Below are 25,684 nucleotides of genomic sequence, written 5' to 3'. Positions count from 1 at the left end.
GACCGTACGACCGGACTAGGAAAGGTCCCGCCCCGATGACACCCCCCGCCGACGACCGCACCTCTGCCGAGACCCCGGGCAGCACGGCCCGGCTCCTCGTGGTCGACGACGAGCCCGCACTGCGGGACGCCCTGGAGAGCAGCCTCGCCTTCGAGGGCTACGAGGTCACCACCGCCACCGACGGCTTCGAGGCGCTGGACGCCGTCGAACGCGACCACCCCGACCTAGTCCTGCTCGACATCATGATGCCCCGGATGGACGGCCTCACCGCCGTCCGCCGGATGCGGGCCCGGGGCGACACCGCACCGGTCCTGATGCTCACCGCCCGGGACGCGGTCGGCGACCGGGTCACCGGCCTCGACGTGGGCGCCGACGACTACCTGGCCAAGCCGTTCGAACTCGACGAACTGCTGGCCCGGGTCCGGGCGTTGCTCCGGCGCAGCGCCCTCGCCTCCGAGGCCGCCGCCCGCGCGGCGGTCGAGGCCGAGGACACCGAGGTGATCGCCTTCGCCGACCTGCGGATGAACACCGCGACCCGCGAGGTCACCCGGGAGGGCAAGCCGATCGAGCTGACCCGGACCGAGTTCATGCTGCTGGAGATGTTCCTCTCGCACCCGCGCCAGGTGCTGACCCGGGAACAGATCCTCAAGGCGGTCTGGGGCTTCGACTTCGAGCCCTCCTCCAACTCGCTGGACGTCTACGTGATGTACCTGCGCCGCAAGACCGAACAGGGCGGCCTCCCCCGCCTGATCCAGACCGTCCGCGGCGTCGGCTACGCCCTCCGGTCCGCCACCGGCCCAGCGGCGTGAAGAGACTCACCGGCTGGTTCCGCGGCCGCTCCCTCCGGAGCCGGCTCGCCATGCTCACCGCCGCCGCGGTGGCGGTCGCCATCGCGCTGTCGGCGCTCGCCTGCTGGTTCATCGTCAGGGGACAGCTGTACGAGCAGGTGAAGAGCAACCTCAGGGGTGCACCGAACTCACCGACGGCCGGTACTCGGCCCGGGGCCACCTACTGGCCCTGTGGCGCCACCCCGGACTCGGCGCTGGCCAATGCCACCGCCGCGGTCGGCAAGCTGCCGGCCGGGCAGCCGCTCGGCCCCCGCTGGCCGCTCCAGGCCATCAGCCCCGACCAGCAGATCTGCCTGCAGATCGGCTCCAACCACGCGATCAAGGTCACTTCGGTCGACCTGGCACTGCTGAACTCCACCACCGCCCCCGGGACGTACGTCTTCCACGAGAGCACGTACACCAACGGGGAGTCGGTCATGGTGCGCGCCTCGACCTTCCCCTACGAGGGGCAGACCTACGTCATGCTGGCCGCCGAGCCGCTCGCCTCGGTGGAGAACTCGCTCCAGCAGCTCGCCTTCATCCTGCTCGGCGTCGCCGCCCTCGGCGTGGTCGGTGCCGGCGCCACCGGCCGGCTGGTCGCGCGGTCCGCGCTCAAGCCCGTCGACCAGCTCACGGACGTGGTCGAGCACATCGCCCGCACCGAGGAGGTCGGCTCCACCATCCCCGTGCACGGGGACGACGAGATCGCCCGACTGTCCTCCTCCTTCAACTCGATGTCCACCGCGCTGGCCAACTCCCGTGACCGGCAGACCCGGTTGATCGCCGACGCCGGGCACGAGCTCCGTACTCCGCTGACCTCGCTGCGGACCAACGTCGACCTGCTGATCCGCTCCAACGACACCGGGCGCCCGCTGCCCGAGGCGACCCGCACCAAGCTGCTCGGCAACATGAAGGCGCAGATGCAGGAACTCACCCTGCTCATCGGCGACCTGCTCCAGCTGTCCCGCCCGGACTCCCCCAGGCCCGGTCAGAACCCCACCGTGGTGGCCCTGCACGAGATCGCCGACCGGGCCGTCGAACGGGCCCGACTGCGCGGCCCCGGCCTGCACTTCGAGCTCGCGATCCAGCCCTGGTTCGTGCACGGCGACGCCGCCGCACTGGAGCGCGCGGTGATCAACCTGCTGGACAACGCGGTCAAGTACTCCCCGCCCGGCGGCGCCGTCGAGGTCGCCCTCCAGCAGGGCCGGCTGACCGTCCGTGACCACGGCCCCGGCATCCCCCAGGACGAACTCCAGTACGTGTTCGACCGGTTCTGGCGCTCCCCGTCCTCCCGTCAGCTCCCCGGCTCCGGCCTCGGGCTCTCGATCGTGGCGCAGGCCGTCCGCGACTCCGGCGGCGAGGTCGCGCTCGGTGCGCCCCAGGACGGCCCGGGCACCCTGGCCACCGTCCGCCTCCCCGGCCAGACCGACCGGCCGTAGGCGGGCAGGCGGGCCGCACGCGAGAGGGGCACCCCCGCCGGGGGTGCCCCTCTCACTTCAGGTGTGCGGTGGACGTCAGTTGACGTCCTCGCCGACGCCGATGACCTTGATCCGGTCCTGCGCCGGGACCGCCAGCGGGGCGGTGGCGGAGGAGTTGGCGCCGAGGTAGGCCGCGAACAGGTCGAGGTCGGAGACGCCGACCAGCTTGTCGGTGCCCGCCGCGAAGGTCGGGAAGCCGTCGCCGCCGCCGGCCAGGAACTCGTTGGCCGCGACCCGGTAGTTGGCGGTCGGGTTGATCGGGGCGCCGTTCAGCTTGACCGAGTCGGCCGGCACCCGGTCGGCGCCGGTCTTGTTGAGGTCCAGGGTGTAGGTCAGGCCCTTGGAGTTCTGCAGGATCTTCGGGGCGGCCGTGTTGAGGCCGCTGACCTGCTCCTTGAGCAGCTGCACGACCTGGGCACCCGTCAGGGTCTTGACCTGCATCATGTTGGTGAACGGCTGGACGGTGAACGCCTCGCCGTAGGTCACCACGCCGTCGCCCTCGGCGCCGCTGGCCTTGTAGACCAGGTCGGAGCGGATGCCACCGGGGTTCATGAAGGCGATCTGCGCGCCGCCCTTGTCGGCGGGCGCGAGCCCGGCCAGCTGGGCGTCGGCGATCACGTCACCGAGCGGCTTCTCGTACGCGCTGGAGCCACGGCCGTTGATGTCCGCGCCGATCCAGCCGAGCGAGCGGTTGGCGATCGGGGCCGCCAGCTTGCTGTAGCGGCTGATCAGCGAGGTGATGTCGGCGGCCTTCTCGGTGGTGCGGCGCACCACGTGGTTGGCGGCGGTCACCGAGGGGCGGACGATCGCGCCGGAGCGCTTGTCCAGCTTGAGGTTGATCTCGGTGTACAGCCGGCCGAAGGAGGCCGCGCTGGTGACCGACCGCAGCTGGCCGTTCGGGTCCGGGATGGCGCAGGCGTAGGCGTTGTGGGTGTGACCGGTGACGATCGCGCCGATCGCCGGGTCGAGGCCCTTGGCGATGTCCACGATCGGGCCCGAGATGCCCTGGCCGGCCGCGCCGCAGTCGTAGTTGTAGGTGCTGGAGGCCGGGTAGCCGCCCTCGTGGATCAGCGCCACGATCGAGTCCACGCCCTGGCGCTTGAGCTCCTTGGCGTACTTGTTGATGGTCTCGATCTCGTCGCCGAACTTGAGGCCCTGGATGCCGGCCGCGGTGACGATGTTCGGCGTGCCCTCCAGGGTCGCGCCGATGAAGCCGACCTTGACGCCGTGGACGTTCTTCACCCAGTACGGCTTGAGGATCGGGCGGCCGGTCTTCTCGTTGGTGACGTTGGCGGCCAGGTACTCGAAGTCCGCGCCCTTGAACTTGCGGCCCTTCTCGTAGCAGCCGTCGGTCGGGTGGCAGCCGCCGTTCTGCAGCCGGAGCAGCTCCTTGGAGCCCTCGTCGAACTCGTGGTTGCCGACACTGGTGACGTCCAGGCCGACCTTGTTCAGCGCCTCGACGGTGGGCTCGTCGTGGAACAGGCCGGAGAGCAGCGGGCTGGCGCCGACCAGGTCGCCGGCCGCGACGGTGACCGTGTTGCGGTGGCCCTCGCGGGCCTGCCGCAGTGCGGTGGCCAGGTACTCCATGCCGCCGGCGGGGGTGTCCACCACCTTGCCGGTCGCCGGGTCGATCTCCTTGATGTTCCCGGAGGAGCCGGCCGGCGGCTCCAGGTTCCCGTGCAGGTCGTTGATGGCGAGGATCTGGAGGTCCTCGGTCTTGGGCTGGTGCCAGTTCCAGTCCCAGCCGTGCGCCTGGGCGGCGCTCGGCACCAGCAACGTCCCGAACAGGCCGACGACGGCGGCCGCGGCGTACGCGGGCCGACGGAAGCGGCCGAGCTGACCGACATTGGGCATGAGGTTTCCCCTGCACCGTTTGGGGCTCCGCCGTGGGGTGGAGCCGAGGGTGGTGTGACCCGATGCAGCCTAGAGTCAACGCGCGTAGCTGTCAGGACCCCGGAGGTAACGAGAGCGTTTCCTGCAGACGAATCCGACCGGACCGCCGGGGACTGACGGCCCCTCACCGCCGGGGCTCGGCCTCCAGGTGCCGCTCGGCCCGGTCCCGCTCCGCCACCGCGTCCTCGGTCATCGCGCGGTCGGTGTACACCAGCGGCCGCTCGGCCTCGGTGATGATGTGCTTGACCACCTGGACGTTGCCGTTCACGTCCCAGACCGCGATGCCCGGGGACAGCGTCGGGATGATCTCCACCGCCCAGCGGGGCAGCCCGAGCACCCGGCCGGTCGCTCTCGCCTCGTCGGCCTTCTGCATGTAGATGGTCCGGGTGGAGGCCATCTTGAGGATCGCCGAGGCCTCCTTGGCCGCCGCCCCGTCCACCACGTCGGAGAGGTGGTGGACCACCGCGACGAAGGACAGCCCGAGCCGCCGGCCGAACTTCAGCAGCCGCTGGAACAGCTGGGCCACGAACGGGCTGTTGATGATGTGCCAGGCCTCCTCGACCAGGAAGATCCGCTTCTTCCGGTCCGGACGGATCCAGGTGTGCTCCAGCCAGACCCCGACGATCGCCATCAGGATCGGCATCGCGATCGAGTTCCGGTCGATGTGCGAGAGGTCGAAGACGATCAGCGGCGCGTCCAGGTCGATGCCGTCGGTGGTGGAGCCGTCGAACATGCCGCGCAGGTCGCCGTCGACCAGCCGGTCCAGCACCAGCGCGACGTCCAGGCCCCAGGACTGCACGTCCCGGACCTCGACCCCGAGCGAGTCGGTGGAGCCCAGCTCCGGGCTGCGCAGGGTGGTGATGATGTCGTCCAGCACCGGCTGACGGTCCGTCACGGTGGCCAGCACATGGGCGTGTGCGGCCTTCAGTGCGAAGCCCGCCCGCTCCTCCAGGCCGCGCCCCATCGCCACCTCGATGATGGTGCGCAGCAGCGACAGCTGGCCGGTGGTGGTGATCGCCGGGTCGAGCGGGTTGAGCTTGACGCCACCGTCCCGGGCGGCCATCGGGTCCAGCCGGATGGACTTTATCCCCAGCGCGTTGGCGATCAGGTTCCACTCGCCGACGCCGTCCTCGCCCTGCGCGTCCAGCACCACCACCTGGCGGTCCTTGAACCGCAGCTGGCGCAGCACGTAGGTCTTCTCCAGCGCCGACTTGCCGTTACCGGACTCGCCGAGCACCAGCCAGTGCGGGGCCGGCAGTTGCTGCCCGTACAGCTGGAACGGGTCGTAGACGTAACCCTTGCCGCTGTACACCTCGCGGCCGATGATCACCCCGGAGTCGCCCAGCCCCGGGGCGGCGGTGGGCAGGTACACCGCCTGGGCCTGGCCGGTGGAGGTGCGCACGGGCAGCCGGGCGGTCTCCACCTTGCCGAACATCAGGCTGGTGAAAGCGTCGGTCAGGCTTCCGATGGCCATCAGTGGTCCTCCCGGGAAGGGTCAGCGGCGGATGCCCGTGGCGAACGGGAGGGTGTTGACGAAGGCCCGGTGGTGCTCGCGGTCGCACCACTCCAGCTTGAGGTAGCTCTTGCCCGCCGAGGCGCGGATGGTGCGCTTGTCGCGCGCCAGCGCCTCCGGGCTGCGCGAGGAAACCGTGATGTACCCGACCAGGTTCACCCCGGCCGCGCCGGAGGCCAGGTCGTCGCCGCGCTGGTCCACCCGGCCGGTGTGCGCCAGGTCGCGCGGGTCCACCGTGCGGTTCATCTTGGCGGCCCGGCTGGCCTCCGCCTCGTCGTTGGTCTTCTCGGTGAGCATCCGCTCGATCGCGACGTCGGTCGGCTCGAGGTCCATCGTGACCGCGACGGTGCGGATCACGTCCGGGGTGTGCACCAGCAGCGGGGCCAGGAAGTTCACCCCGACCGGGGTGAGCGGCCACTCCTTGATCCAGGCGGTGGCATGGCACCAGGGCTCCCTGGTGGCCGACTCCCGGGTCTTGGCCTGCAGGAACTGCTGGTGGGTGGCGTCCAGTTCGGCCGGCCAGGCATTCCGCTGGCTCATCGCCTGGATGTGGTCGATCGGGTGGTCCGGGTCGTACATCGAGTGCAGCAGCGAGGACAGCCGGGCGTGGCCGAGCGGCTGCCTGACCCGGATGTCGGCCTCGGCCAGCCGGGCGCAGATGTCGGTCAGCTCACGGGCCATCACGGCCGCCAGGCCCTCGTCGTCCCTGGCCCGCCGGGCCCCGGAGGTGCGGCCCATCGCGTGTGCCTCGGCCGCCAGGTCCCGGGTGTAGTGCATGCAGGCCACCAGGTAGGCCCGGTGCTGCTCGGAGGAGGTGGAGACCATCGACTGGAGCTGGTCGTAGCTGTCCTGCAGCCAGCCCGGCGAGGACGGGTTGCCCCGCCGCTCCACGTCCTTGGCGTGCGCGTCCGGGTCGGCCGGCAGCGTGCGGGCCAGGATCTGCAGCCGGGTCACGAAGCCGTCCCCGTTGGCGACGTGCTTGAGCAGCGTGCCGAACCGGTCGACCAGCGTCTCCTGGTCCTCCGAGTCGCGCAGCCCGACGCCCGGGCCCTCGATCTCGATCGCGGCCGTCACGGTGCGGCGCTCCAGGTGCATCAGCACCCCGACCTCGTCCGGACCGAACGGTGCGGACAGCCAGCGCAGCCGCCCGACGCCGGGCGGCGGGCCGATCTCGATCTCCCGGCCGTCCAGCCGGGTACCGGCGTCCACCACGTCGGACCGCCACAGCCCCCGGCCGCTGCGCGCGGTGCGGCGGTAGGTGCGGTTGATCTCCACCCACTTGTAGAACGTCCGCCGCCTGTAGGGCACGTAGACGGCCATCACGGCGAGCAGCGGCAGACCGATCAGACCGGCGATCCGCAACGGCAGGACCGGCATCGCCAGGCCCCACACCATGCCGAGGAAGGCGCCGAAGATGATCAGCACGATCTCCCCGGACTCCCGGTTGCGCCCGATCGGCGCGTTCGGGCGGGACTTGCCGATCAGGTAGGTGCGACGCTGGTGCACGTACGGCTGGGCGTAGGAACCACCGCCGTACTGTTCGCTGCTCACTGGCCGGTCACGCTCCCTTCACTGGGTTGGTGGTCGGGGCGGGGGCCTGGGCCGGCGGGGCCGGGGTGCGGGAGCCGTGCGCGGCGATACCGGGGGCGACGGAGCCGCCGCCCGCTCCGGTGGAGGCGTTGGCGGCCTGCGGGCCGCCGCGCGAACCGTGCGTGGAGATGCCCTGCTTGACCAGGTTGGCCGGGCCGTTGATCATCGCCGAGCCGGCCGAGACGGCGCTCGCCCGGGCGTTCCGCAGCTGCATCATCTCGTCGCCGAAGCCGGGGACGAAGCGGTAGACGGCGGCGCTCGCGAAGATCGACAGAAACAGGATGGCCAGGCCGGAGAGCACCTTGGAGAAGTCGTCGGTGACCCCGGCACCGGTGGCCACCGCGCCGGCCAGGCCGAGGATGATCACGATGATCGGCTTGGCCAGGTCGACCGCGAGCATCACCCCGGCCCAGCGCCGGACGTGCTTCCAGAGCTGCTTGTCCACCAGCCCGGCGTACACGGCGGTGCCGAGCAGCGCGCCGACGTAGAGCATCGCGGCCCGGATCAGCAGCTCGATCCAGAGCACCGCGGCGGCCAGCACCGCGACCAGCGAGATGATGATCAGGATCAGCGGCCCGCCGCCGATCGACCCCTTCTCCAGGGTGTCCGCGAAGCCGCCCAGGTAGGTGCCGGTGTCGGACTTGGTGCCGGCCGAGATCGCGTCGGTCAGGCCGTCGGTGGCGGAGACCAGGGTGTAGAGGATCAGCGGGGTGAAGGCGGAGGCGATGACGGTCAGCCAGAGGAAGCCGATCGCCTCCGAGATGGCCCCGGCCAGCGAGGCGCCGCGGACCGCGCGCTTGGTCACCGCGAGCAGCCAGAGCACCAGGGTGATCACCGTGGAGGCCGCGAACACCACCGCGTACTGCTGGAGGAAGGCGGCGTTGGTGAAGTCCACCTGGGTGGTGCCGTCGATCGCGCCGGACAGCGCCCGCACCACGTAGGCGGCGGCCTGGGCGCAGCCCTTGGCCAGCGAGCCGAGCGGGTCGGTGATGCCGCCGCCGATGGTGCCGCCACCACCGCTGGGGACCACCGCCGCACCTGAGGGCGCGTCACAGACGCTGGTGCCGCCCGGCAGCGGCAGGTTGCACCGGGGGGTGGGCGAGGGCACCGCCGGATCGGCCCACGCCTGCCGGGCGGCCAGCAGCACCAGGACCGGGAGCGAACCGAGCAGCGTGGCCGCCCGGCGGAGTCGGTGTCCGTCAACGGGCATAGCGGAAGCCTCCGAAGTCCTGGACGGCGCCGGTGATCTCCTCGGCGGTGGCGGCCTGCTGGTCGCCGGGCAGCGGGGCCGGACCGGTCCGCTGGGCGAAGTCGGTCAACTTCCAGTCGGCTCCCGTCCAGCGCATCGTGACGGTGAGGGTGAACCAGTTCTCGGTGACCGGCAGCACCGAGGAGGCGCCGGCCAGCCCCAGCAGGCCGGTGCACCAGACCTCGACCACGGTGGCGGTGTCCGCGGAGTTGGTGACCTTGGTGCCGACCGGGATGGTCCGGCTGACGAAGGTCGTCCCCTTCGGCGCCTTCCCCTTGTCGTCCAGGCCGAGCCGGGCCAGCATCTCCTTGCTGAACGCGGCGTCCAGCCGGGCGGTCAGCGGGGCCTGGCTGGAGGCGTCCGCGATGGTGGCCAGCACGGTGCGCCGCCCCTCCGCCCGGAGCATCTCCGCCGAGCCCAGCGCGACCGCGTAGTTGGCGGCGGCGGACTGGGCGCCCTGGCCGGTGTGCGGGTACCCGACGCCGATGCCGTTCGAGGCGGTGGTGACCGGGAGTTGGCCGGTCGGAGCGGTGGCGGAGGCGGGCGGGGCGGTCACCTGGTCGGCCGAGGCGGCGGCGCCCGGGTCCGGCTTGTCCCGGTTCGCGATCGAGATCGCCACCACCAGCAGGGCCACCACCAGCAGAACGGTCAACAAGGTGCGCAGCGGGCGCGGCTGACGGCCCGTCGACTGGTAGACGGACTGCTCGCCGACCGGCAGCCGCGTCCGGGTGTGCGGCTGGTCGTCGGACACCGGCACGGCGACCCTCCTGGTACGGGGAGCCCGGCGGGCGCCCAAGCGTGGACTGACTGTGCTGCGCGAACGGGTTGGGATGCGCGACAGCCCGGCGGCGACGGCCGCCTGGCCGCACCACCGGGGTTAGGACTGTCCGATCGTCAGATGGCCATGCCGTACACAATGGTGAACAGAGTTCCGAGCGATCCGATGATGAACACGCCGGTCAGCCCCGCGACGATCAGCCCCTTGCCCTGTTCGGCCCCGAAGGTGTCCCGCATCGCGGTCGCGCCGATCCGCTGCTTGGCGGCACCCCAGATCGCGATGCCCAGGCAGGAGAGGATGGCGACCGCCATCACCACCTGGACCATCGTCCGGGCCTCGGCGCCGAGACTGGCGAACGGGCCCCAGTCCGGGGCGATGCCGCCGATGATGGTGTCGATGCCCGCCTTCTTGGGAGGGTCCTCGGCCAGGAAGCCGATCCGGTCGCTCAGCAGGTTGCTCTGGTTCATTCCATCTCACCGCCCGATCAGGCAAATTCAAGGCCCCGGACCAGGGTTGCGCGAAGGGCCGGTACCCATTCTTGGCCAGATCTGATGCCGACTTGGCTGCTTCTCGCGGATTGGTCGCAGGGGATGGGACACGTACGCCAGGATGTCCACCGTACGAATGATACCGCTCACTCTTTGTATCTGCGATGATTGCGCTGAGCAATGCCTTCTCGGACACAGGAAACTGACGCCTCGTCGGGACGGTGCTGATGCTACTCGGGAAGGCCAAGGCCGCCACAGGCGCCGTCGGCGTGCTCGCCGTCGGCTTCGTCGCCGTGATCGTGCTCGGCACGTACGCCGCCAGCGGGGCCCCGGCCGCCGCCGGCAACCACCTCGCCCTCTCCAGCCGTTCGGTCCCGGCCGCCTACCAGGCGCCGATCGAACAGTGGGGCGCGCTCTGCCCGGAGCTGTCGCCCCCGCTGCTGGCCGCCCAGCTCTACCAGGAGAGCGGCTTCAAACCGACCGCCAAGAGCCCGGTCGGCGCCCAGGGGATGGCCCAGTTCATGCCCGGCACCTGGGCCGGCTACGGCCGGGACGGCAACGGCGACGGCAAGGCCGACCCGTGGGAGCCGCTGGACGCGATCGCCTCCGCCGCCACCTTCGACTGCGCGCTCGCCAGGTTCGTCGCCAAGGTCCCCGGCGACCTGCAGTCGAACATGCTGGCCGCCTACAACGCCGGCCCCGACGCGGTCACCAGGTACCAGGGCATCCCGCCGTACCGGGAGACCCAGGGCTACGTACGGAGCATCAAGTCCCTGGCCCAGAGCTTCACCGCGCCCGTCGCGGGCAGCTCGCTCGCGCTGTCCGCCCAGTCCGCCGGGGCGATCTACTACGCCCAGCGCACCCTCGGCACCCCGTACCTCTGGGGCGGCAACGGGTGGGCCTCGCAGGACGGCCGGTTCGACTGCTCCGGGCTGACCCAGGCCGCGTACGCCAGCGTCGGCATCGAGCTCCCGCGGGTCGCCAACGACCAGTGGAACTCCGGACCGCACCCCAGCCGGGACCAACTCCGTCCGGGCGATCTGGTCTTCTTCGCCACCGACCAGAGCGACCCGCGCTCGATCGACCACGTCGGCATCTACGTCGGCGGTGGGTACATGATCAACGCCCCGCACACCGGCGCGGTGATCCGCTACGACAGCATCGACCGGGCCAAGTACTTCGGCGCCACCCGGGTCACCCCGGACGGCGCGGTCGCCCTGCCGACCAGGAACGCCGACGGCGACATCGCCAGCGGCGGCCAGGGCACCGGGCGGGAGTGACCGCACCGACCAGAGGTCTGTGACCGCGAAGTGGACGGTCAGTCAATTTTTCATAACACCGCGTCGAGACGGAACCCGATACCCCGGTTCCGGCGTTGTGACCGATGGCGAACAATCGGATCCGACGGAGGTGTGGCGTGTCGACGCTGCTCGGCGACACGACCGGGCCCGACCTGGAGCTGCTGCGTGCGGTGAACGGGCTGGCCGACTCCGCACCCTCCTGGGTCGACGGCACCGTCGCCTGGTTCGGCGAGTACGGCCTGCTGCTCGGCCTGGCCCTGATCGGCGTGGTCGCCTGGCTCCAGGCCCGCCGCCGCCCGGACGCCCCGGTCGCCGTCGCCGGCCTGCTCTGGGCCCCGCTCGCGGTCGCCCTCTGCGAGCTCGCCAACCTGCCGATCTCCGCCCTGGTGAACCGGCCCCGCCCGTTCGTCGACCACCCCGACCTGGACGTCCTGGTGGCCGGCAAGGAGGGCACCCTCTCCTTCGTCAGCGACCACTCGGCCATGTCGATGGGCCTCGCGATCGCCCTCTACCTGGTCAACCGACGCCTCGGGCTGATCGCCGCCGGGCTCGCCCTGCTCCAGGGCTTCGCCCGGCTGTACGTCGGGGTGCACTACCCGACCGACGTGCTCGGCGGTTACGCGCTGGCGGCCGCGGTGGTCCTGCTGCTCGCCCCGCTCGCGATGGCCGTCCTGGTCCCGCTCTGCCACGCCCTCACCCGGACCGCCCTCCGCCCCCTGCTGGTCGCCCCCCAACCCCGCCGCCGCTCCCGCCGCCACGCGGAACGCGACCTCGCGGCCTAGGAGCTCCGCTCCGGGCAGGCACCCCCCCCCAGGGGCTCGGGGGCTCCGCCTTTGGCAGGGCGTCCAGTTGCACTGTCCAGGGGATCGGGGAACTGCGAGGGGATCTGGCGCCGGGGTCACTGCGAAAGTGCCTGACCACCTACGCGACGATCACCTTCTACGAGGCCGGCGTCGCAGTTCCCCGAGCCCCTGGTGGTGCACCTCGTGCCAGAAGGTCGGCGTCGGGGGCCGCCAGGTGTTCAGCGGCGTCGCGTCGGGAGCGTTCCCGGGAGCGGCGGGCGGGGGCGGACCAGCCGCAGGTGCAGTGGGCGATGGCGAAGGAGCCGCGTTCGTCGATCGTCACGTGATGCTCGCGGGGCACCCTGCCACGGTAACCGCTCCGCCGACCGGCGCGAAATGAACACTGTGCGCCGGTCCGCCCGTAACCCCCGGGCCGTCAACTCGTTTGCCACGCAAGAGCTCTGCCCATCCGGGGTGGCTGCTTGCCGGGCCCAGGCCCGAGGGGGTTGTCGCTGTCGTGAAGAAGTCCGCTCGTACCGCCACCGCCGTGGCGGTGCTCGCCGCCGCTCTGACCGCCTGTGGAGGCGGGTCGGGCCACCCGGCCGGTGGTTCCGCCGACCAGCTGTCGGCCGACCCGCTGACCGCCGTCCGCAGCGCCGCCGACATCACCGGCCGCACCGGCTCCGCCCAGGCGGTCACCGAGCTGACCACCGAGTCGGGTGACAAGAAGGCGGTGTTCACCGGCGCCGGCGGCTACGACTACGTGAAGCGGATCGGCCGCCTGGACATCACCGTCCCGCCGGGCGCCGCGACCACCGGGAAGATCGCCGAGGTGGTCCTGCCCGGCACGGTCTACCTGCAGAACAGCGGCGCCAAGATCCCCGAGGGCAAGTGGGTGAAGCTGGACATCCGCCAGCTCCCGGACGGCAACCTGGTCAGCAGCGGGGCCACCGACCCGGCCAGCGCGGCCGGCGCGCTGCGCGGTGCGCAGCAGGCCGAGCTGGTCGGCACCGAGTCGGTCGGCGGGGTGGAGCTCAAGCACTACAAGGGGGTGCTCGACCTGGCCAAGGCCGCCGAGGCCACCGGCGGGCGCGGCGGGGACGGGCTGCGGATGGCCGCGGGGACGTTCACGGTGAAGGAGATCCCGTACGAGGCGTGGCTGGACGGGCAGGGGCGGCTGCGCAAGGTGGTGCAGACGTTCGGGTTCTCCGGGGTGGCCGGGTCGAAGCAGCCCAAGGACCAGGTGAAGGTGGTCTCGGTGCTCTCGCTGTCCGAGTTCGGGAAGCCGGTGGAGGCCGCGGAGCCGGCGCCGGCCGAGATCTACTCCATGCGGCCCGATCGGCCTGCGGCGTCCACCCCGCCGAAGTAACCGCCCGGATGGTCGCCAGAGATGGCCCGTCCGTGCCATGCGGCCGCGTGCCCCGGCTCCCTACGCTGGAGTCGGGGGCGGCACGCCACCGGTCGGACGGGTCCATGGGGGTGGAACGGGTGATGGCGTCCTCGGGGCCCCGCGGCGGTCACGACCAGACCGCCCTGGAGGAGATCGAGCTGACCGGGGAGCTGATGATCGCCGCTTCCGACAGCGAGAGCGAGCGGCTGGCCCCCGAGCGGATCGACGAGGTGCTGCGGTCGGGTGACGAGGCGTCCGGCTGACCGGGCGTCAGCCCCGGGCCGGCGTCAGGTCCGCAGCAGGCGGGAGATCGCGGCGGTGGCCTCGGCCACCTTCGCGTCCAGCTCGGCGCCGCCCTGCTCGGCGGCGGCCGCGACGCAGTGCCGCAGGTGCTCCTCCAGCAGCGAGAGCGCGAACGCCTGGAGCGCCTTGGTGTTGGCCGAGACCTGGGTCAGGATGTCGATGCAGTACACGTCCTCGTCGACCATCCGCTGCAGGCCGCGCACCTGACCCTCGATCCGGCGCAGCCGCTTCAGGTGCTCGGCCTTCTGCGAGCTGTACCCGTGCGGGCCGTGCCCGGCCTGCTCCTGGTGCCCGGGCTCCTGCTGGAGCTCGGCATCCTGTGTCCCGACGCTGGTCATCCCGTCCGCCTCAGTCTCGGTGCTCACCTGTCCGTAGGGCCCAAGTGTCCAACACCCCGGGGCCCGGGTCTGTTCCTCCGTACGAGCGGCACGACCGATCTCCGACCGCAACAGGGGGGTAATCGGGCCGCTGTTCCGTCAGACTGATGACTCACGTCCGCACACCGGTGTGCGGCCCCGACCGAACCGCCGTGTGCCGAAGTGCGGAACCGGACGCTCCGGCTCCGTGAACATCACCCCGTTTGCGCACTTCTGACGCCTTGCGCCTAGCATCGTTCAGTCCCTACCCCGCACATCGGAGATTTCCGTGCGTTTTAGCCTGACCCCGAAGGAGACGAGCTTCTACGACATGTTCGCCGCAGCCGCGGAGAACCTGGTCGTGGGATCGAAGCTCCTGCTGGAACTGCTGGGTTCAGACGTGTCGGCCCGCGCGGAGATCGTCGAGCGCATGCGCGCCGCCGAACACGCCGGGGACGACACCACCCACGCGGTCTTCCACCAGCTCAACTCCTCCTTCATCACGCCCTTCGACCGCGAGGACATCTACAGCCTCGCGTCCTCGCTGGACGACATCATGGACTTCATGGAGGAGGCGGTCGACCTGGTCGTCCTCTACGACATCCAGACCCTGCCCAAGGGCGTCGAGCAGCAGATCGAGGTGCTCGCCCGGGCCGCCGAGCTGACCGCCGAGGCGATGCCGAAGCTGCGCACCATGACCAAGCTCACCGAGTACTGGATCGAGATCAACCGGCTGGAGAACCAGGCCGACCAGATCCACCGGAAGCTGCTCGCCCACCTGTTCAGCGGTCAGTACGAGGCGATCGAGGTGCTGAAGCTCAAGCAGGTCGTGGACGTCCTCGAAGAGGCCGCCGACGCGTTCGAGCACGTGGCCAACACGGTGGAGACCATCGCCGTCAAGGAGTCCTGACCAGCGTGGATACGGCAGCACTCATCGCCGTCCTCGGGGTGGCGTTCTTCTTCACGTACACCAACGGCTTCCACGACTCGGCGAACGCCATCGCCACCTCGGTCTCCACCCGGGCCCTCACCCCGCGCGCCGCGCTGGCGATGGCCGCGGTGATGAACCTGGCCGGTGCCTTCCTCGGCACCGGGGTCGCGAAGACCGTCTCCGAGGGCCTGATCGCCACCCCGACGGGCCGTCAGGGGATGGGCATCCTGTTCGCCGCCCTGGTCGGCGCGATCACCTGGAACCTGGTCACCTGGTACTTCGGGCTGCCCTCGTCCTCCTCGCACGCCCTGTTCGGCGGCATGGTGGGCGCGGCGCTGGCCGGCGGCACCAAGGTGATCTGGTCCGGCGTGGTGGACAAGATCATCATCCCGATGTTCCTGTCGCCGGTGATCGGCCTGGTGGCCGGTTTCCTGGTGATGCTGGCGATCCTGTGGATCTTCCGGAAGGCCAACCCGCACCGGGCCAAGCGCAACTTCCGGGTCGCCCAGACCGCCTCGGCCGCCGCGATGGCGCTGGCCCACGGTCTGCAGGACGCCCAGAAGACCATGGGCATCGTGGTGATGGCGCTCACCATCTCCGGTCACCAGAGCGGCAGCGACATCCCGGTCTGGGTGAAGATCTCCTGTGCCACGGCGCTCTCGCTGGGCACCTACGCCGGTGGCTGGCGGATCATGCGGACCCTCGGCCGCAAGATCATCGAGCTGGACCCGCCGCAGGGCTTCGCGGCCGAGACCACCGCCGCGACGATCATGTACATCACGTCGTTCGTCTTCAAGGCGCCGATCTCCACCACCCACGTCATCACCTCGGCGATCATGGGCGTGGGGGCCACCAAGCGGATCCGCGCGGTCCGTTGGGGCGTGGCCAAGAACATCGTGCTGGGCTGGTTCATCACCATGCCGGCCGCCGCCCTGGTCGCCGCGCTGATCTACTGGGCCGTCTACCTGGTCTTCTAGCGCGACCCGCCGGTCACGGCACGACGAAGGCCCGCCCCCACATCACGGGGGCGGGCCTTCTCTGACTTCGCGGCGGCACCGCCATGCAGCGCCGCGAAGCAGTCTCAGCCGAACCGGCCCGAGATGTAGTCCTCGGTGGCCTGGACGGACGGGTTGGAGAAGATCCGCTGGGTGTCGTCGAGCTCGACGAGCTTGCCCGGCTGGCCGACCCCGGCGAGGTTGAAGAAGGCGGTGCGGTCGGAGACCCGGGCCGCCTGCTGCATGTTGTGGGTGACGATCACGATGGTGAACTGCGACTTGAGCTCACCGATCAGGTCCTCGATGGCGAGGGTGGAGATCGGGTCCAGGGCCGAGCAGGGCTCGTCCATCAGCAGCACCTGCGGCTCGACCGCGATCGCGCGGGCGATGCAGAGCCGCTGCTGCTGACCGCCCGACAGGCCGGCACCGGGCTTGTTCAGCCGGTCCTTGACCTCGTTCCAGAGGTTGGCGCCCTGGAGCGACTTCTCCACCACGCCGTCCAGTACCGACTTCTTCTTCACGCCGGCCAGCTTGAGCCCGGCCGCCACGTTGTCGTAGATCGACATGGTGGGGAAGGGGTTCGGCCGCTGGAACACCATGCCGACGGTGCGGCGGACGGCGACCGGGTCGACCGCCGAGCCGTACAGGTTCTCGTCGTCGAGCAGCACCTTGCCCTCGACCCGGGCACCGGGGATCACCTCGTGCATCCGGTTCAGGGTGCGCAGGAAGGTGGACTTGCCGCAGCCGGAGGGGCCGATGAAGGCCGTCACCGAGCGGGGCTCGACGGTCATCGAGATGTCCTCGATGGCCTTGGTGGTGCCGTAGTAGGCGGACAGTCCGCTGACGTCGATGCGCTTGGCCATGATCTTTCGTCTTCTCTCGTCTTCTGGGGCGTCAGTCGGTGTGTCAGTGACCGGACTTGGGCGAACGCCAGCGGGCGATGCCCCGGGCGACCAGGTTGAGCGCCATCACGAAGGCGATCAGCACCAGTGCGGCGCCCCAGGCGCGGGCGTACCCGAAGTCGTTGTTGGTCTGGTACTGCTGCCAGATGTAGAGCGGCAACGACTGCTGCGGACCCTCGAACGGGTTCGAGTTGATGATGTCGGCCCCGAAGACCAGCATCATCACGGGCGCGGTCTCACCGGTGATACGGGCGACCGCCAGCATCACGCCGGTGGTGATGCCACCGATCGCGGTCGGCAGGACCACCCGCAGGATGGTCTTCCACTTCGGCACGCCCAGCGCGTAGGCGGCTTCGCGCAGCTCGTTCGGAACGAGCTTGAGCATCTCCTCGGTGGAACGGACCACCACCGGCATCATCAGGATCGCCAGCGCGAGGCTGCCCGCGAAGCCGGAGTACTCGAAGTCGAAGAGCAGGATCCAGAGCGAGAGAATGAACAGACCGGCGACGATCGACGGGATGCCCGTCATGACGTCGACGAAGAAGGTGACCGCCTTGGCGAGCCGGCCACGGCCGTACTCCACCAGGTAGACGGCGGTCAGCAGACCGATCGGGGCCGCCATCAGGGTGGCCAGACCGACCTGCTCCAGGGTGCCGATCAGCGCGTGGTAGACACCACCACCCGCCTCGGTGAACAGCACGCCCTTCATCGAGTGGTTCAGGAAGTAGGCGTCCACCACACCGGCGCCCTGCTGGACGGTGTAGAAGACCAGCGCGACCAGCGGGATGACGGCCATCACGAAGGCCAGCCAGACCACCGAGGTGGCGAGCCGGTCCTTGGCCTGCCGGCGGCCCTCGATCCGGGCGGACAGCCCGTAGGTGAGGCCGACGAAGAGCAGACCCGCGATCAGACCCCACTGGATCCGGCTCTGCAGGTCACCGACCAGGCCGATCAGGACGCCGAGCGCGATCGCGACGGCGGCGATCCCGGCCGGGGCCCAGTTCGGCAGCCGATCGGTCGTCAGACCCCGGTGCAGCTGCGGCGTCACGGTCACGGTGTCGGTAACGGCGCTCATCAGTTGGCCCCCGAGTATTCCTTGCGGCGCGCGATGATCATGCGAGCAGCGCCGTTGACCAGCAAGGTGATCACGAACAGGACGAGGCCGGAGGCCATCAGCGCGTTCCGGCCGTTCTCGCCGGACTCGCCGAAGCGGAGCGCGATGTTCTGCGCGAAGGTCCCGCCGCCCGCGTCGAGCAGGTGCAGCGAGAGCTGCGGGCTGGCGGAGAGCACGGTGGCGACCGCGATGGTCTCACCGAGCGCCCGGCCGAGGCCGAGCATCGAGGCGGAGATCACGCCCGGGCGGCCGAACGGCAGCACCGCGGTGCGGATCATCTCCCAGCGGGTCGCCCCCAGGGCGAGCGCCGCCTCCTCGTGCATCCGCGGCGCCTGCTTGAAGACCTCGCGGGAGACCGCGGTGATGATCGGCAGGATCATGATCGCCAGCACGATGCCGACCGTGAACAGGGAACGCGGGGCGGCCCCGACCTTGGTCGAGTCGAGGATGTACGTCCAGCCGAGGTACTCGTCCAGCCAGCTGGTCAGACCGCGCAGGTGCGGCACCAGGAAGAGCGCGCCCCAGAGGCCGTAGACGATGCTGGGCACGGCCGCCAGCAGGTCCACCAGATAGGCGAACGGCTGGGCGATCCGGCGCGGGGCGTAGTGCGAGATGAACAGCGCCACGCCGATGGCGACCGGAACCGCGATCACCATCGCGACGATCGCGCTCGCGACGGTCCCGAAGACCAGCACGGCGATGCCGAAGGTCGGCTTGGGCGCGTCCGGCATCCACTCGAAGGTGGTGAGGAAGTTGCCCTCGTTGTGCCCGAAGGCGAGCACCGAACGGTACGTCAGGAACCCGGCGATGGCGGCCATGACGACCAGCAGCAGGATGCCCGAACCGCGGGAGAGGTTGAAGAAGATGGTGTCGCCGCGCCGACTGTCCCGGCTCTGGCGTGCCCTGCCGCGCGTGGCAGCAGGGGGTGATGAAGTCATGGTGTGTACTCCGGTCTGGTGGTGCTGCCCCGCGGAGGGCGGCACCATGGCGGCGGTGCCCCGGACTTGTGGTGCGGTGGTGGATCCGGCCGGGCAGCCCCGCCCCCCTCAACTGAGGGCCGCCCGGCCGGTGGTGCGGTGGATCTAGGCGAGCGCGGTGACCGCGGCCTTCACCTTGTCACCGAGCTCCTTGGGGAGCGGGACGTAGCCCTTCGGCGCGATCGCCTGCTGGCCGGCGTCGCTCACCGTGTAGGTGAGGAAGGACTTCAGGGTCTCCAGGGTCTCGGCGTTGTTGCCCTTGTCGCAGACGACCTCGTACGTGACCAGGACGAGCGGGTAGGAACCCTCCTCCTTGGTCGCGTAGTCCAGGGTCAGCGCCAGGTCGCTGCCGGTGCCGGCGATCTTCGCCTTGGCGAAGGTGGTGGCGGCGTTGGCGGCGGTGGCCTCGACCGGCTTGCTGGCGCCGGTCGCGATGGCGGCCGACTTCAGGTTGTTGGTCTGGGCGTAGGAGAGCTCGGCGTAGCTGATCGAGTTCGGGACCGTCTTCACCTGGGCCGAGACACCGGCGCTCAGGTTGGCCGACTGGCCGCCCTTGCCCGCCCAGGTCTTGGCCGGCGCGTAGGTCCAGGCACCGGCCGAGGCCTTTGACAGGTACTTGGTGAAGTTCTCCGTGGTGCCCGAGTCGTCCGAGCGGTGCACGGTCTGGATCTCGGCGTCCGGCAGCTTGGCGGTCGGGTTCAGCTTGGCGATCGCCGGGTCGTTCCACTTGGTGATCTTCGAGTCGAAGACCGCGGCCAGGGTCGGGCCGTCGAGGACCAGGTTGTCCACGCCGTTCACGTTGTAGATGACCGAGATCAGACCGGCCACCAGCGGCAGGTTGATGCCCTGGCCGGTCTTGCAGACCGCCTTGGACGCGTCGACCTCGGCCGGCTTCAGGGCCGAGTCGGTGCCCGCGAAGGCGACCTTGCCCTGGTTGAACTGCTGGACACCCGCGCCCGAACCGCCGCCCGAGTAGGTGATCGTCGAACCGGCGCAGGCGTTGCCGTAGGCAACCTTCCACACGTCGATGGCGCTGCCCTGCGCGGTGGAACCGGCGCCGAGGAGCTGGCCTGCCTTGCCGCACGCGATCGCGGCGGCGGACGGGGCGGCCGAGCCGGACGCCTTGGGGTCGGCGTTGTCGTCCGAGCCGCAAGCCGCGAGCGACAGCGAGCCAACGAGCGCCATGGCACCGATCGCGAGGGCCTTGGAGCGGCCGTTCCGCTGGAGCTTCACAGGGGTTCCCTTTCTGTGGCACCACCCGTGCTCTGCCTGCTCCCGACGTGGGACGGCGGTACGGGTTCTGCTGTGGTCCGGGGCCCGTGCGGCCCTCCGGTGCTACCGAAGTTAGGCCGGGTAGGTGACGCGTCAGGCGGTCACAAGTGAACGGAGAGTGAACCTGTAGCGGATGGCGGGAAACACCGATCGGTAGTAACGGTTGCGTCACGGACAGGGCGCGACGAGATCACTCGTCCGCGAACCGCCCGGCCGCCGCGTCGCCCAGCGCCGCCAGCAGCGCGTCCACCAGCTCCCGGTCCCGGGCGTGGGTCAGCCGGGCCTTCGCCTTCCGCGGCGACAGCCACTTCAAACGGTCCACCTCGCGGTTCGGCGTGAACGAGCCACCGGTCGGCACCGCCGCCCAGTACCTGACCTCCTTGGCCCGCCCCTGCGCCAGGTAGTGCTGGGTGGGCAGCTCCACCCCCAGCACGCAGCGCAGCCCGGTCTCCTCCCTGACCTCCCGCAGCGCGGCCGCCCGCCAGCCCTCCCCCGGGTCCAGCTTCCCCTTCGGCAGCGACCAGTCGTCGTACTTCGGCCGGTGGATCAGCGCGATCCGCGGCTTCTTCCGGCCCACGCCGCTCTTCTTCGGCGGCCCCGGCACCCAGAGCACCGCCCCGGCCGCCAGGATGGTCTGCCCGTGCCGGGACGGCCGCCCGCGCGTCCCCCGGACCGGTGCGGTCAGCAGCTTGCCCATTCGTGCCATCCGTGATGCTGGAGAGTCGGCCACTGGTGGCCGAAGGCGTACCTCGCCGCCTCCACCTCCAGCCGCTGATCAGCATGCACCACCCCGAGCACGTACGCCGTCGCCGGGGTGATCCGCGGCGTCCGCGCCGCCGTCGAGACCGTCACCGCCGCGTCCGCCGCCTCCTGGTGACGGTCCAGCACCCGGTCCACCCCGTCCAGTTCCGACAGCCCCGCACCGCACACCTCCAGCGCGTACCTGGCCCGCTTCGCCAGGATCCGCACCCGGTGCCACGGCGCGTCGTCCGCCGCCACCACCGCGTCGGCGTCCACCGGCGCGCCCTGGGCCGGCACCGCCCCGAGCCGGTGCAGCCCCTCGCCCCCGTACGGCGCCCGGGCCGGCGGCAGCGTCGCCACCCCCGCCTCCAGCACCCCCAGCGCGGTCGCCACCCGCGGCCGCAGGTCCGCCTCGCCACCCGGCAGCATCGGCACCTCCCCCGCCAGCAGCGTCATCCGGTCCGCCAGCGCGTGCAGCCGGGCCGACCGGAGCTCCTGCAGCAGCGCGGTGTGCGCCCTGGTCCTGGCCAGCGTCAGCTGACGCTCCATCAGGGCCCGGGCCTTCGGCGCACCGGCGTGCCCGGCCAGCATCCCGGGCCGGCCCGGGTCCGTCTCGCTCAGCGAGTCCAGCGCCGCCAGCAGCCGCGCCGACCGCCGGACGTACCCCGGCTCCTGCGCCAGCAGCCCCGACAGCCAGCGCAGCTCCGTCCGGGTCTCCTGCGCCCAGACCGGCTCGAAGACCGTCGAGAAGGTGTGCAGCGCCCCGCCGATCCGGCGCACGCACCGCAGCAGCTCCCCCGTCCCGGAGGCCACCCCCTGCCCGCCGCCCCCGGCGCTCGGCAGCGAGCCGGTCCGGGACCCGGCCTCCCCCACCGCCAGCGGGAGCGCTCGAAGAAACGCCCCCGCCCGGGCGTTCAGGTACCCCGCCAGCACCTCCCCGGCCGGGGCCGGGTGGTCGGTGCGCTCCGTCGTCGTCGGCAGATCGGTCATGCTGATTCCTCGTCCCCCCGAGGGCTGTCCCCGCTGTGGTGGCGATGCCCCGGGGATGGTGACTGTCCGTCAGCTCCTGCTACGGCAGCTTGCGTCGGCGCTGCCTGGAGTCGATCAGCAGGTCCTGCACGTGCCGACGCGGCCGCCCTTCGGCGTCCTGCGCGTGCCTGGTCCAGCGGCCGTCCGGCCCCAGGTGCCAGGACTCGGTCTCGTCCGACATCCCGAGGTCGATCAGGCCCGACAGCTCCGCACGGGCCGCCGGGTCGGTCACCTTCACCAGCGCCTCGATCCGGCGGTCCAGGTTCCGGTGCATCATGTCGGCGCTGCCGAACCACACCTCGGGCTCGCCGCCGTTGCCGAACACGAAGATCCGGGAGTGCTCCAGGAATCGGCCCAGGATGCTGCGCACCCGGATGTTGTCGCTCAGCCCGGCCACCCCGGGGCGGACCGCGCAGATCCCGCGCACCCAGACGTCGACCGGCACACCGGCCTGCGAGGCGCGGTACAGCGCGTCGATCACGGACTCGTCCACGATCGAGTTGACCTTGATCTTCACGAACGCCGGCCGCCCCGCCCGGTGGTGCGCGATCTCCTGCTGGATCCGCGCCACCAACCCGTCCCGCAGCCCGCGCGGCGCGGTCAGCAGCCGGCGGTAGGACTCCCGGCGCGAGTAGCCCGACAGTCGGTTGAACAGGTCCGACAGGTCCGCACCGACCTGCGGGTCCGCGGTCAGCAGCCCCAGGTCCTCGTAGAGCCGCGCGGTCTTCGGGTGGTAGTTGCCCGTGCCGACGTGGGCGTACCGCCGCAGCGTGTCGCCCTCCTGACGGACCACCAGCGAGAGCTTGCAGTGCGTCTTCAGCCCGACCAGGCCGTAGACCACGTGGCAGCCCGCCTCCTCCAGCTTGCGGGCCCACTTGATGTTGGCCTGCTCGTCGAAGCGCGCCTTGATCTCGACCAGCACCAGCACCTGCTTGCCCGACTCGGCCGCGTCGATCAGCGCGTCCACGATCGGCGAGTCGCCCGAGGTCCGGTACAGCGTCTGCTTGATCGCCAGCACGTCCGGGTCGTTGGCCGCCTGCTCCAGGAAGGCCAGCACCGAGGTGGAGAAGCTGTCGTACGGGTGGTGCAGCAGCACGTCCCGCTCGCGCATCGCGGCGAAGATGTCCGGCTGCGAGGCCGACTCCACCTCGATCAGCCCACGGGCCGTGCCCGCCACGAACTTCGGGTACCGCAGCTCCGGGCGGTCCAGGTCGGCGATCCCGAACAGCCCGGTCAGGTCCAGCGGGCCCGGCAGCGGGAAGACCTCGGCGTCGGTGATGTTCAGCTCGCGCACCAGCAGGTCGAGGATGTAGGGGTCGATCGACTCCTCCACCTCCAGCCGCACCGGCGGGCCGAACCGACGCCGCATCAGCTCCTTCTCCAGCGCCTTGAGGATGTTCTCGGTGTCGTCCTCCTCCACCTCGAGATCCTCGTTCCGGGTCACCCGGAACGCGTGGTGGGCCAACACCTCCATCCCCGGGAAGAGCTCCTCCAGGTGCGCCCCCATCACGTCCTCCAGCGGGACGTAACGCTGGTCACCCGCCGCCAGGAAGCGCGCCAGCGACTGCGGCACCTTCACCCGGGCGAAGTGCTTGTGCCCGGAGACCGGGTTGCGCACCACCACGGCCAGGTTCAGGCTCAGACCCGATATGTACGGGAACGGGTGCGCCGGGTCGACCGCCAGCGGGGTCAGCACCGGGAAGATCTTCTGCCGGAACAGCGTGTGCAGGCGGGCCTGCTCCTTCTCCGCCAGCTCGGCCCAGCGGACCAGCTCGATGCCCTCCGTCGCGAGGTCCGGCAGCACCTCCTGCTGGAAGGTCGCGGCATGACGGGCCATCAACTCGCGCGACCTGGTCCAGATCTGGTCCAGCACCTCACGCGGCTGCAGCCCGGAGGCCGACCGCTGGGCCACCCCGGTGGCGATCCGGCGCTTCAGCCCGGCCACCCGGACCATGAAGAACTCGTCCAGGTTGCTGGCGAAGATGGCCAGGAACTTGGCCCGCTCCAGCAGCGGGATCTGCGGGTCCTCGGCGAGCTCGAGCACCCGCTCGTTGAACGCCAGCCAGCTGCGCTCGCGGTCGAGGAACCGCCCCTGCGGCAGCTCCTCCAGCTCCTGGCCGTCGACCTCGAGATCGACCTCGGCCAGCGCCAGCGACGGCGGCAGGGCGGTGGCGGGGGCCGCGGCAGTGACCGCAGCGGGACTCTTCGGGCCCTTCGAGCTCTTCGGGACGGAGGCGGGACGGGGGACGCTCATGGGCTCCAGCTCCTCCAGCAGGACGTTCTCCGGGTTCCCGGCGGCAGGCGCCAGAACCCAACCGCCCGGGGCGGTCGGCGACCGGTCGGCCGAGGGGTCTCCGGCCGACCGGGGGCGTGGCACTGCTGACGTCATCCTGTGATCTTTGCGGCGTTAACTTAATCCACGGTAAACACCGCATGGCCAGGAGGAAAGCTGAGTCGGTCACCCCGTGTCCGGGCCGGATCACCGACCGGTACGGGCCTCGGCCAGGTCAGGCCGCCGCTCGGCCCCCACCCGGCTCAGCGCGGGCCGGCGGTGTCCAGGCGGTACATCAGGTCCACCTCGTGCACCGTGAAGCCCAGCCGTTCGTAGACCCGCACCGCGGCCGGGTTGTCGGCGTCCACGTAGAGCAGCACGGCCGGGACCTTCCGGTCCTCCGCCAGGTGCCGCAGGCCGGTCGCGGTCAGTGCCCGGCCCAGCCCGTTGCCCTGCTCCGCCGGGTCCACCGCCACCACGTACACCTCGCCCAGCCCGTCCGGGTGCACCTTGGTCCAGTGCGAGCCGACCAGCTGCTCCCCCCGCCAGGCCAGGAACAGGCCCGCCGGGTCGAACCACGGCTCGACCAGCCGCTCGGCCAGGTCCTGCTCCGTCCAGCTGCCCTGCTCGGGGTGGTGCGAGAACGCCAGCGCGTTCAACCGCAGCCAGGCCGCGTCGTCCTGCCCCGGGCGGAAGGTCCGCACCGTCACGCCCTCGGGCAGCACCGGCTCGGCCGGCTGCTCGTCGGCCGGCCGGCGCATCTGCCGCAGCTCCCGGACCAGCTCCGCCCCGTACTCCGCCGCCAGCCGCGCGGCGCCCGGGTGACCGCCGTGCGCCCAGAAGTCCACCGTGCCCGCATCCGCCTCGGCCAGCGTCGCGTCCAGCAACTGCCGCCCGAGCCCGAGCCGCCGGAGGTCCGGATGCACGGTCAGCTCCACCGTGGTCCGCTCCTCCCCAACCTCCAGCTGCGCGTACCCCGCGGGCACGCCCTCCTGACGCTGCACCAGATGGGTCACCCCGGGCCGCGCGCTGTCCACCCGCAACCGCAACCGCCCCGCCTCGGACACCGCCTCCCGCCCGTCCTCCACACCCGCCGCCGCGAGCACCGCCCTGGCCGCCGCAAGATCGTCCGGACCGAGGGTCTCGGTGCTGCGGATACCGTCCTGACTCGGGTTCGTCGTCTCCATGAGGCCGACCATACGCGGCGTCAGAACCGAAACCGGACGGTCCGCCGGGTCCGCTCCGACGGAGTCGCCGGCCCGGGGGCCCGGATCGGGTCGGGCTGGTCGTTCTGGTCCGGAAATGCAGAAAGCCCCTACCCGATCCCGGGTAGGGGCTTTCTGTGAATGATTGTTCGGCGGCGTCCTACTCTCCCACAGGGTCCCCCCTGCAGTACCATCGGCGCTATGAGGCTTAGCTTCCGGGTTCGGAATGTAACCGGGCGTTTCCCTCACGCTATGACCACCGAAACACTATGAAACTGTATGACCGCACCACACCCGT

At 70.9% G+C, this 25,684-nt stretch carries 23 protein-coding genes and 1 rRNA gene; 8 read left to right on the top strand and 16 right to left on the bottom strand.

The features are described from left to right. Positions 1-35: 35 nt before the first annotated feature. Both ACIRPK_RS12800 and ACIRPK_RS12795 read left to right on the top strand, forming a co-directional pair. Complete coding sequence (locus ACIRPK_RS12800) at positions 36-809, top strand: response regulator transcription factor (RefSeq protein ID WP_403036954.1); 774 nt, start codon at positions 36-38, stop codon at positions 807-809. After that, positions 806-2,266 (top strand): sensor histidine kinase, encoded by a 1,461-nt coding sequence (locus tag ACIRPK_RS12795; RefSeq protein ID WP_403036951.1) that lies wholly within the window; start codon positions 806-808, stop codon positions 2,264-2,266. The genes ACIRPK_RS12800 and ACIRPK_RS12795 overlap by 4 nt, the downstream gene beginning before the upstream one ends. A 75-nt stretch (positions 2,267-2,341) precedes the next feature. Here the strand turns inward: ACIRPK_RS12795 and ACIRPK_RS12790 are convergent, their stop codons facing one another. From ACIRPK_RS12790 to ACIRPK_RS12765, 6 genes are all read right to left on the bottom strand, one after another. Beyond that, a complete protein-coding gene (locus ACIRPK_RS12790) occupies positions 2,342-4,159 on the bottom strand; it encodes a bifunctional metallophosphatase/5'-nucleotidase (protein WP_403036948.1) in 1,818 nt (605 codons plus the stop codon). A 163-nt stretch (positions 4,160-4,322) separates the two neighbouring features. Then, the gene (locus tag ACIRPK_RS12785) at positions 4,323-5,672 is read right to left on the bottom strand and encodes an ATP-binding protein (protein WP_403036945.1); all 1,350 of its coding nucleotides are present in this window, start codon (positions 5,670-5,672) and stop codon (positions 4,323-4,325) included. 21 nt (positions 5,673-5,693) lie between these two features. Continuing rightward, positions 5,694-7,262 carry an SCO6880 family protein gene (locus ACIRPK_RS12780; protein WP_403036943.1) on the bottom strand — a complete coding sequence of 523 codons (1,569 nt, stop codon included), beginning with the start codon at positions 7,260-7,262 and terminating at the stop codon, positions 5,694-5,696. Positions 7,263-7,269: 7 nt separating this feature from the next. Next, complete coding sequence (locus ACIRPK_RS12775) at positions 7,270-8,511, bottom strand: hypothetical protein (RefSeq protein WP_403036940.1); 1,242 nt, start codon at positions 8,509-8,511, stop codon at positions 7,270-7,272. Next, entirely contained in the window at positions 8,501-9,307 is an 807-nt protein-coding gene (locus tag ACIRPK_RS12770; protein ID WP_403036937.1) for a hypothetical protein, read from the bottom strand. Before ACIRPK_RS12770 ends, ACIRPK_RS12775 begins: the two co-directional genes overlap by 11 nt. 137 nt (positions 9,308-9,444) lie before the next feature. Then, positions 9,445-9,795, bottom strand: a complete 351-nt coding sequence (locus ACIRPK_RS12765; protein ID WP_403036934.1) for a hypothetical protein — start codon at positions 9,793-9,795, stop codon at positions 9,445-9,447. 248 nt (positions 9,796-10,043) lie between these two features. Here ACIRPK_RS12765 and ACIRPK_RS12760 point away from each other — a divergent pair, with 248 nt between their 5' ends. From ACIRPK_RS12760 to ACIRPK_RS12745, 4 genes are all read left to right on the top strand, one after another. After that, a complete protein-coding gene (locus ACIRPK_RS12760; RefSeq protein WP_403036931.1) occupies positions 10,044-11,096 on the top strand; it encodes an NlpC/P60 family protein in 1,053 nt (350 codons plus the stop codon). Positions 11,097-11,233: 137 nt separating this feature from the next. Next, positions 11,234-11,899 (top strand): phosphatase PAP2 family protein, encoded by a 666-nt coding sequence (locus tag ACIRPK_RS12755; protein WP_403036928.1) that lies wholly within the window; start codon positions 11,234-11,236, stop codon positions 11,897-11,899. 517 nt (positions 11,900-12,416) lie between these two features. Then, positions 12,417-13,268 carry a hypothetical protein gene (locus ACIRPK_RS12750; RefSeq protein WP_403036925.1) on the top strand — a complete coding sequence of 284 codons (852 nt, stop codon included), beginning with the start codon at positions 12,417-12,419 and terminating at the stop codon, positions 13,266-13,268. 104 nt (positions 13,269-13,372) lie between these two features. Further along, complete coding sequence (locus tag ACIRPK_RS12745; protein WP_403036922.1) at positions 13,373-13,552, top strand: hypothetical protein; 180 nt, start codon at positions 13,373-13,375, stop codon at positions 13,550-13,552. Between the two features lie 24 nt (positions 13,553-13,576). On the opposite strand, the gene ACIRPK_RS12740 is transcribed toward ACIRPK_RS12745, so the two are convergent. Then, positions 13,577-13,930 carry a metal-sensitive transcriptional regulator gene (locus ACIRPK_RS12740; protein ID WP_403037414.1) on the bottom strand — a complete coding sequence of 118 codons (354 nt, stop codon included), beginning with the start codon at positions 13,928-13,930 and terminating at the stop codon, positions 13,577-13,579. Between the two features lie 307 nt (positions 13,931-14,237). Here ACIRPK_RS12740 and ACIRPK_RS12735 point away from each other — a divergent pair, with 307 nt between their 5' ends. Beyond that, the gene (locus ACIRPK_RS12735; protein WP_057227898.1) at positions 14,238-14,858 is read left to right on the top strand and encodes a DUF47 domain-containing protein; all 621 of its coding nucleotides are present in this window, start codon (positions 14,238-14,240) and stop codon (positions 14,856-14,858) included. Between the two features lie 5 nt (positions 14,859-14,863). Continuing rightward, on the top strand, positions 14,864-15,856 hold the full coding sequence (locus ACIRPK_RS12730; protein ID WP_403036919.1) for an anion permease: 993 nt from the start codon (positions 14,864-14,866) through the stop codon (positions 15,854-15,856). Between the two features lie 104 nt (positions 15,857-15,960). On the opposite strand, the gene pstB is transcribed toward ACIRPK_RS12730, so the two are convergent. The 9 genes from pstB to rrf all read right to left on the bottom strand — a co-directional run bounded on the left by pstB (position 15,961) and on the right by rrf (position 25,650). After that, complete coding sequence (gene pstB / locus ACIRPK_RS12725; protein ID WP_403036916.1) at positions 15,961-16,737, bottom strand: phosphate ABC transporter ATP-binding protein PstB; 777 nt, start codon at positions 16,735-16,737, stop codon at positions 15,961-15,963. Positions 16,738-16,780: 43 nt separating this feature from the next. Then, the gene (gene pstA, locus ACIRPK_RS12720) at positions 16,781-17,851 is read right to left on the bottom strand and encodes a phosphate ABC transporter permease PstA (RefSeq protein WP_403036914.1); all 1,071 of its coding nucleotides are present in this window, start codon (positions 17,849-17,851) and stop codon (positions 16,781-16,783) included. Next, complete coding sequence (gene pstC / locus ACIRPK_RS12715; RefSeq protein WP_403036911.1) at positions 17,851-18,828, bottom strand: phosphate ABC transporter permease subunit PstC; 978 nt, start codon at positions 18,826-18,828, stop codon at positions 17,851-17,853. Before pstC ends, pstA begins: the two co-directional genes overlap by 1 nt. A gap of 144 nt (positions 18,829-18,972) precedes the next feature. After that, positions 18,973-20,100, bottom strand: coding sequence for a phosphate ABC transporter substrate-binding protein PstS (gene pstS, locus ACIRPK_RS12710; protein ID WP_403036908.1), 1,128 nt, complete (start codon positions 20,098-20,100; stop codon positions 18,973-18,975). Between the two features lie 229 nt (positions 20,101-20,329). Further along, on the bottom strand, positions 20,330-20,836 hold the full coding sequence (locus ACIRPK_RS12705) for an NUDIX hydrolase (RefSeq protein WP_403036905.1): 507 nt from the start codon (positions 20,834-20,836) through the stop codon (positions 20,330-20,332). Then, a complete protein-coding gene (locus ACIRPK_RS12700; RefSeq protein ID WP_403036903.1) occupies positions 20,821-21,870 on the bottom strand; it encodes a CHAD domain-containing protein in 1,050 nt (349 codons plus the stop codon). The genes ACIRPK_RS12705 and ACIRPK_RS12700 overlap by 16 nt, the downstream gene beginning before the upstream one ends. Before the next feature lie 79 nt (positions 21,871-21,949). Continuing rightward, complete coding sequence (locus ACIRPK_RS12695) at positions 21,950-24,163, bottom strand: RNA degradosome polyphosphate kinase (protein WP_403036900.1); 2,214 nt, start codon at positions 24,161-24,163, stop codon at positions 21,950-21,952. A gap of 281 nt (positions 24,164-24,444) precedes the next feature. Next, positions 24,445-25,368, bottom strand: coding sequence for a mycothiol synthase (gene mshD, locus ACIRPK_RS12690; protein WP_403036898.1), 924 nt, complete (start codon positions 25,366-25,368; stop codon positions 24,445-24,447). 165 nt (positions 25,369-25,533) lie between these two features. Beyond that, a 5S ribosomal RNA gene (gene rrf, locus ACIRPK_RS12685) occupies positions 25,534-25,650 on the bottom strand. Positions 25,651-25,684: the final 34 nt, after the last annotated feature.

The organism is Kitasatospora sp. NPDC101801 (assembly GCF_044766665.1).
In the GTDB taxonomy this organism is placed as follows: Bacteria; Actinomycetota; Actinomycetes; order Streptomycetales; family Streptomycetaceae; genus Kitasatospora.
The sequence above is the reverse complement of the archived record's forward strand: the minus strand, read 5'-3'. Positions and strand labels throughout refer to the sequence as shown.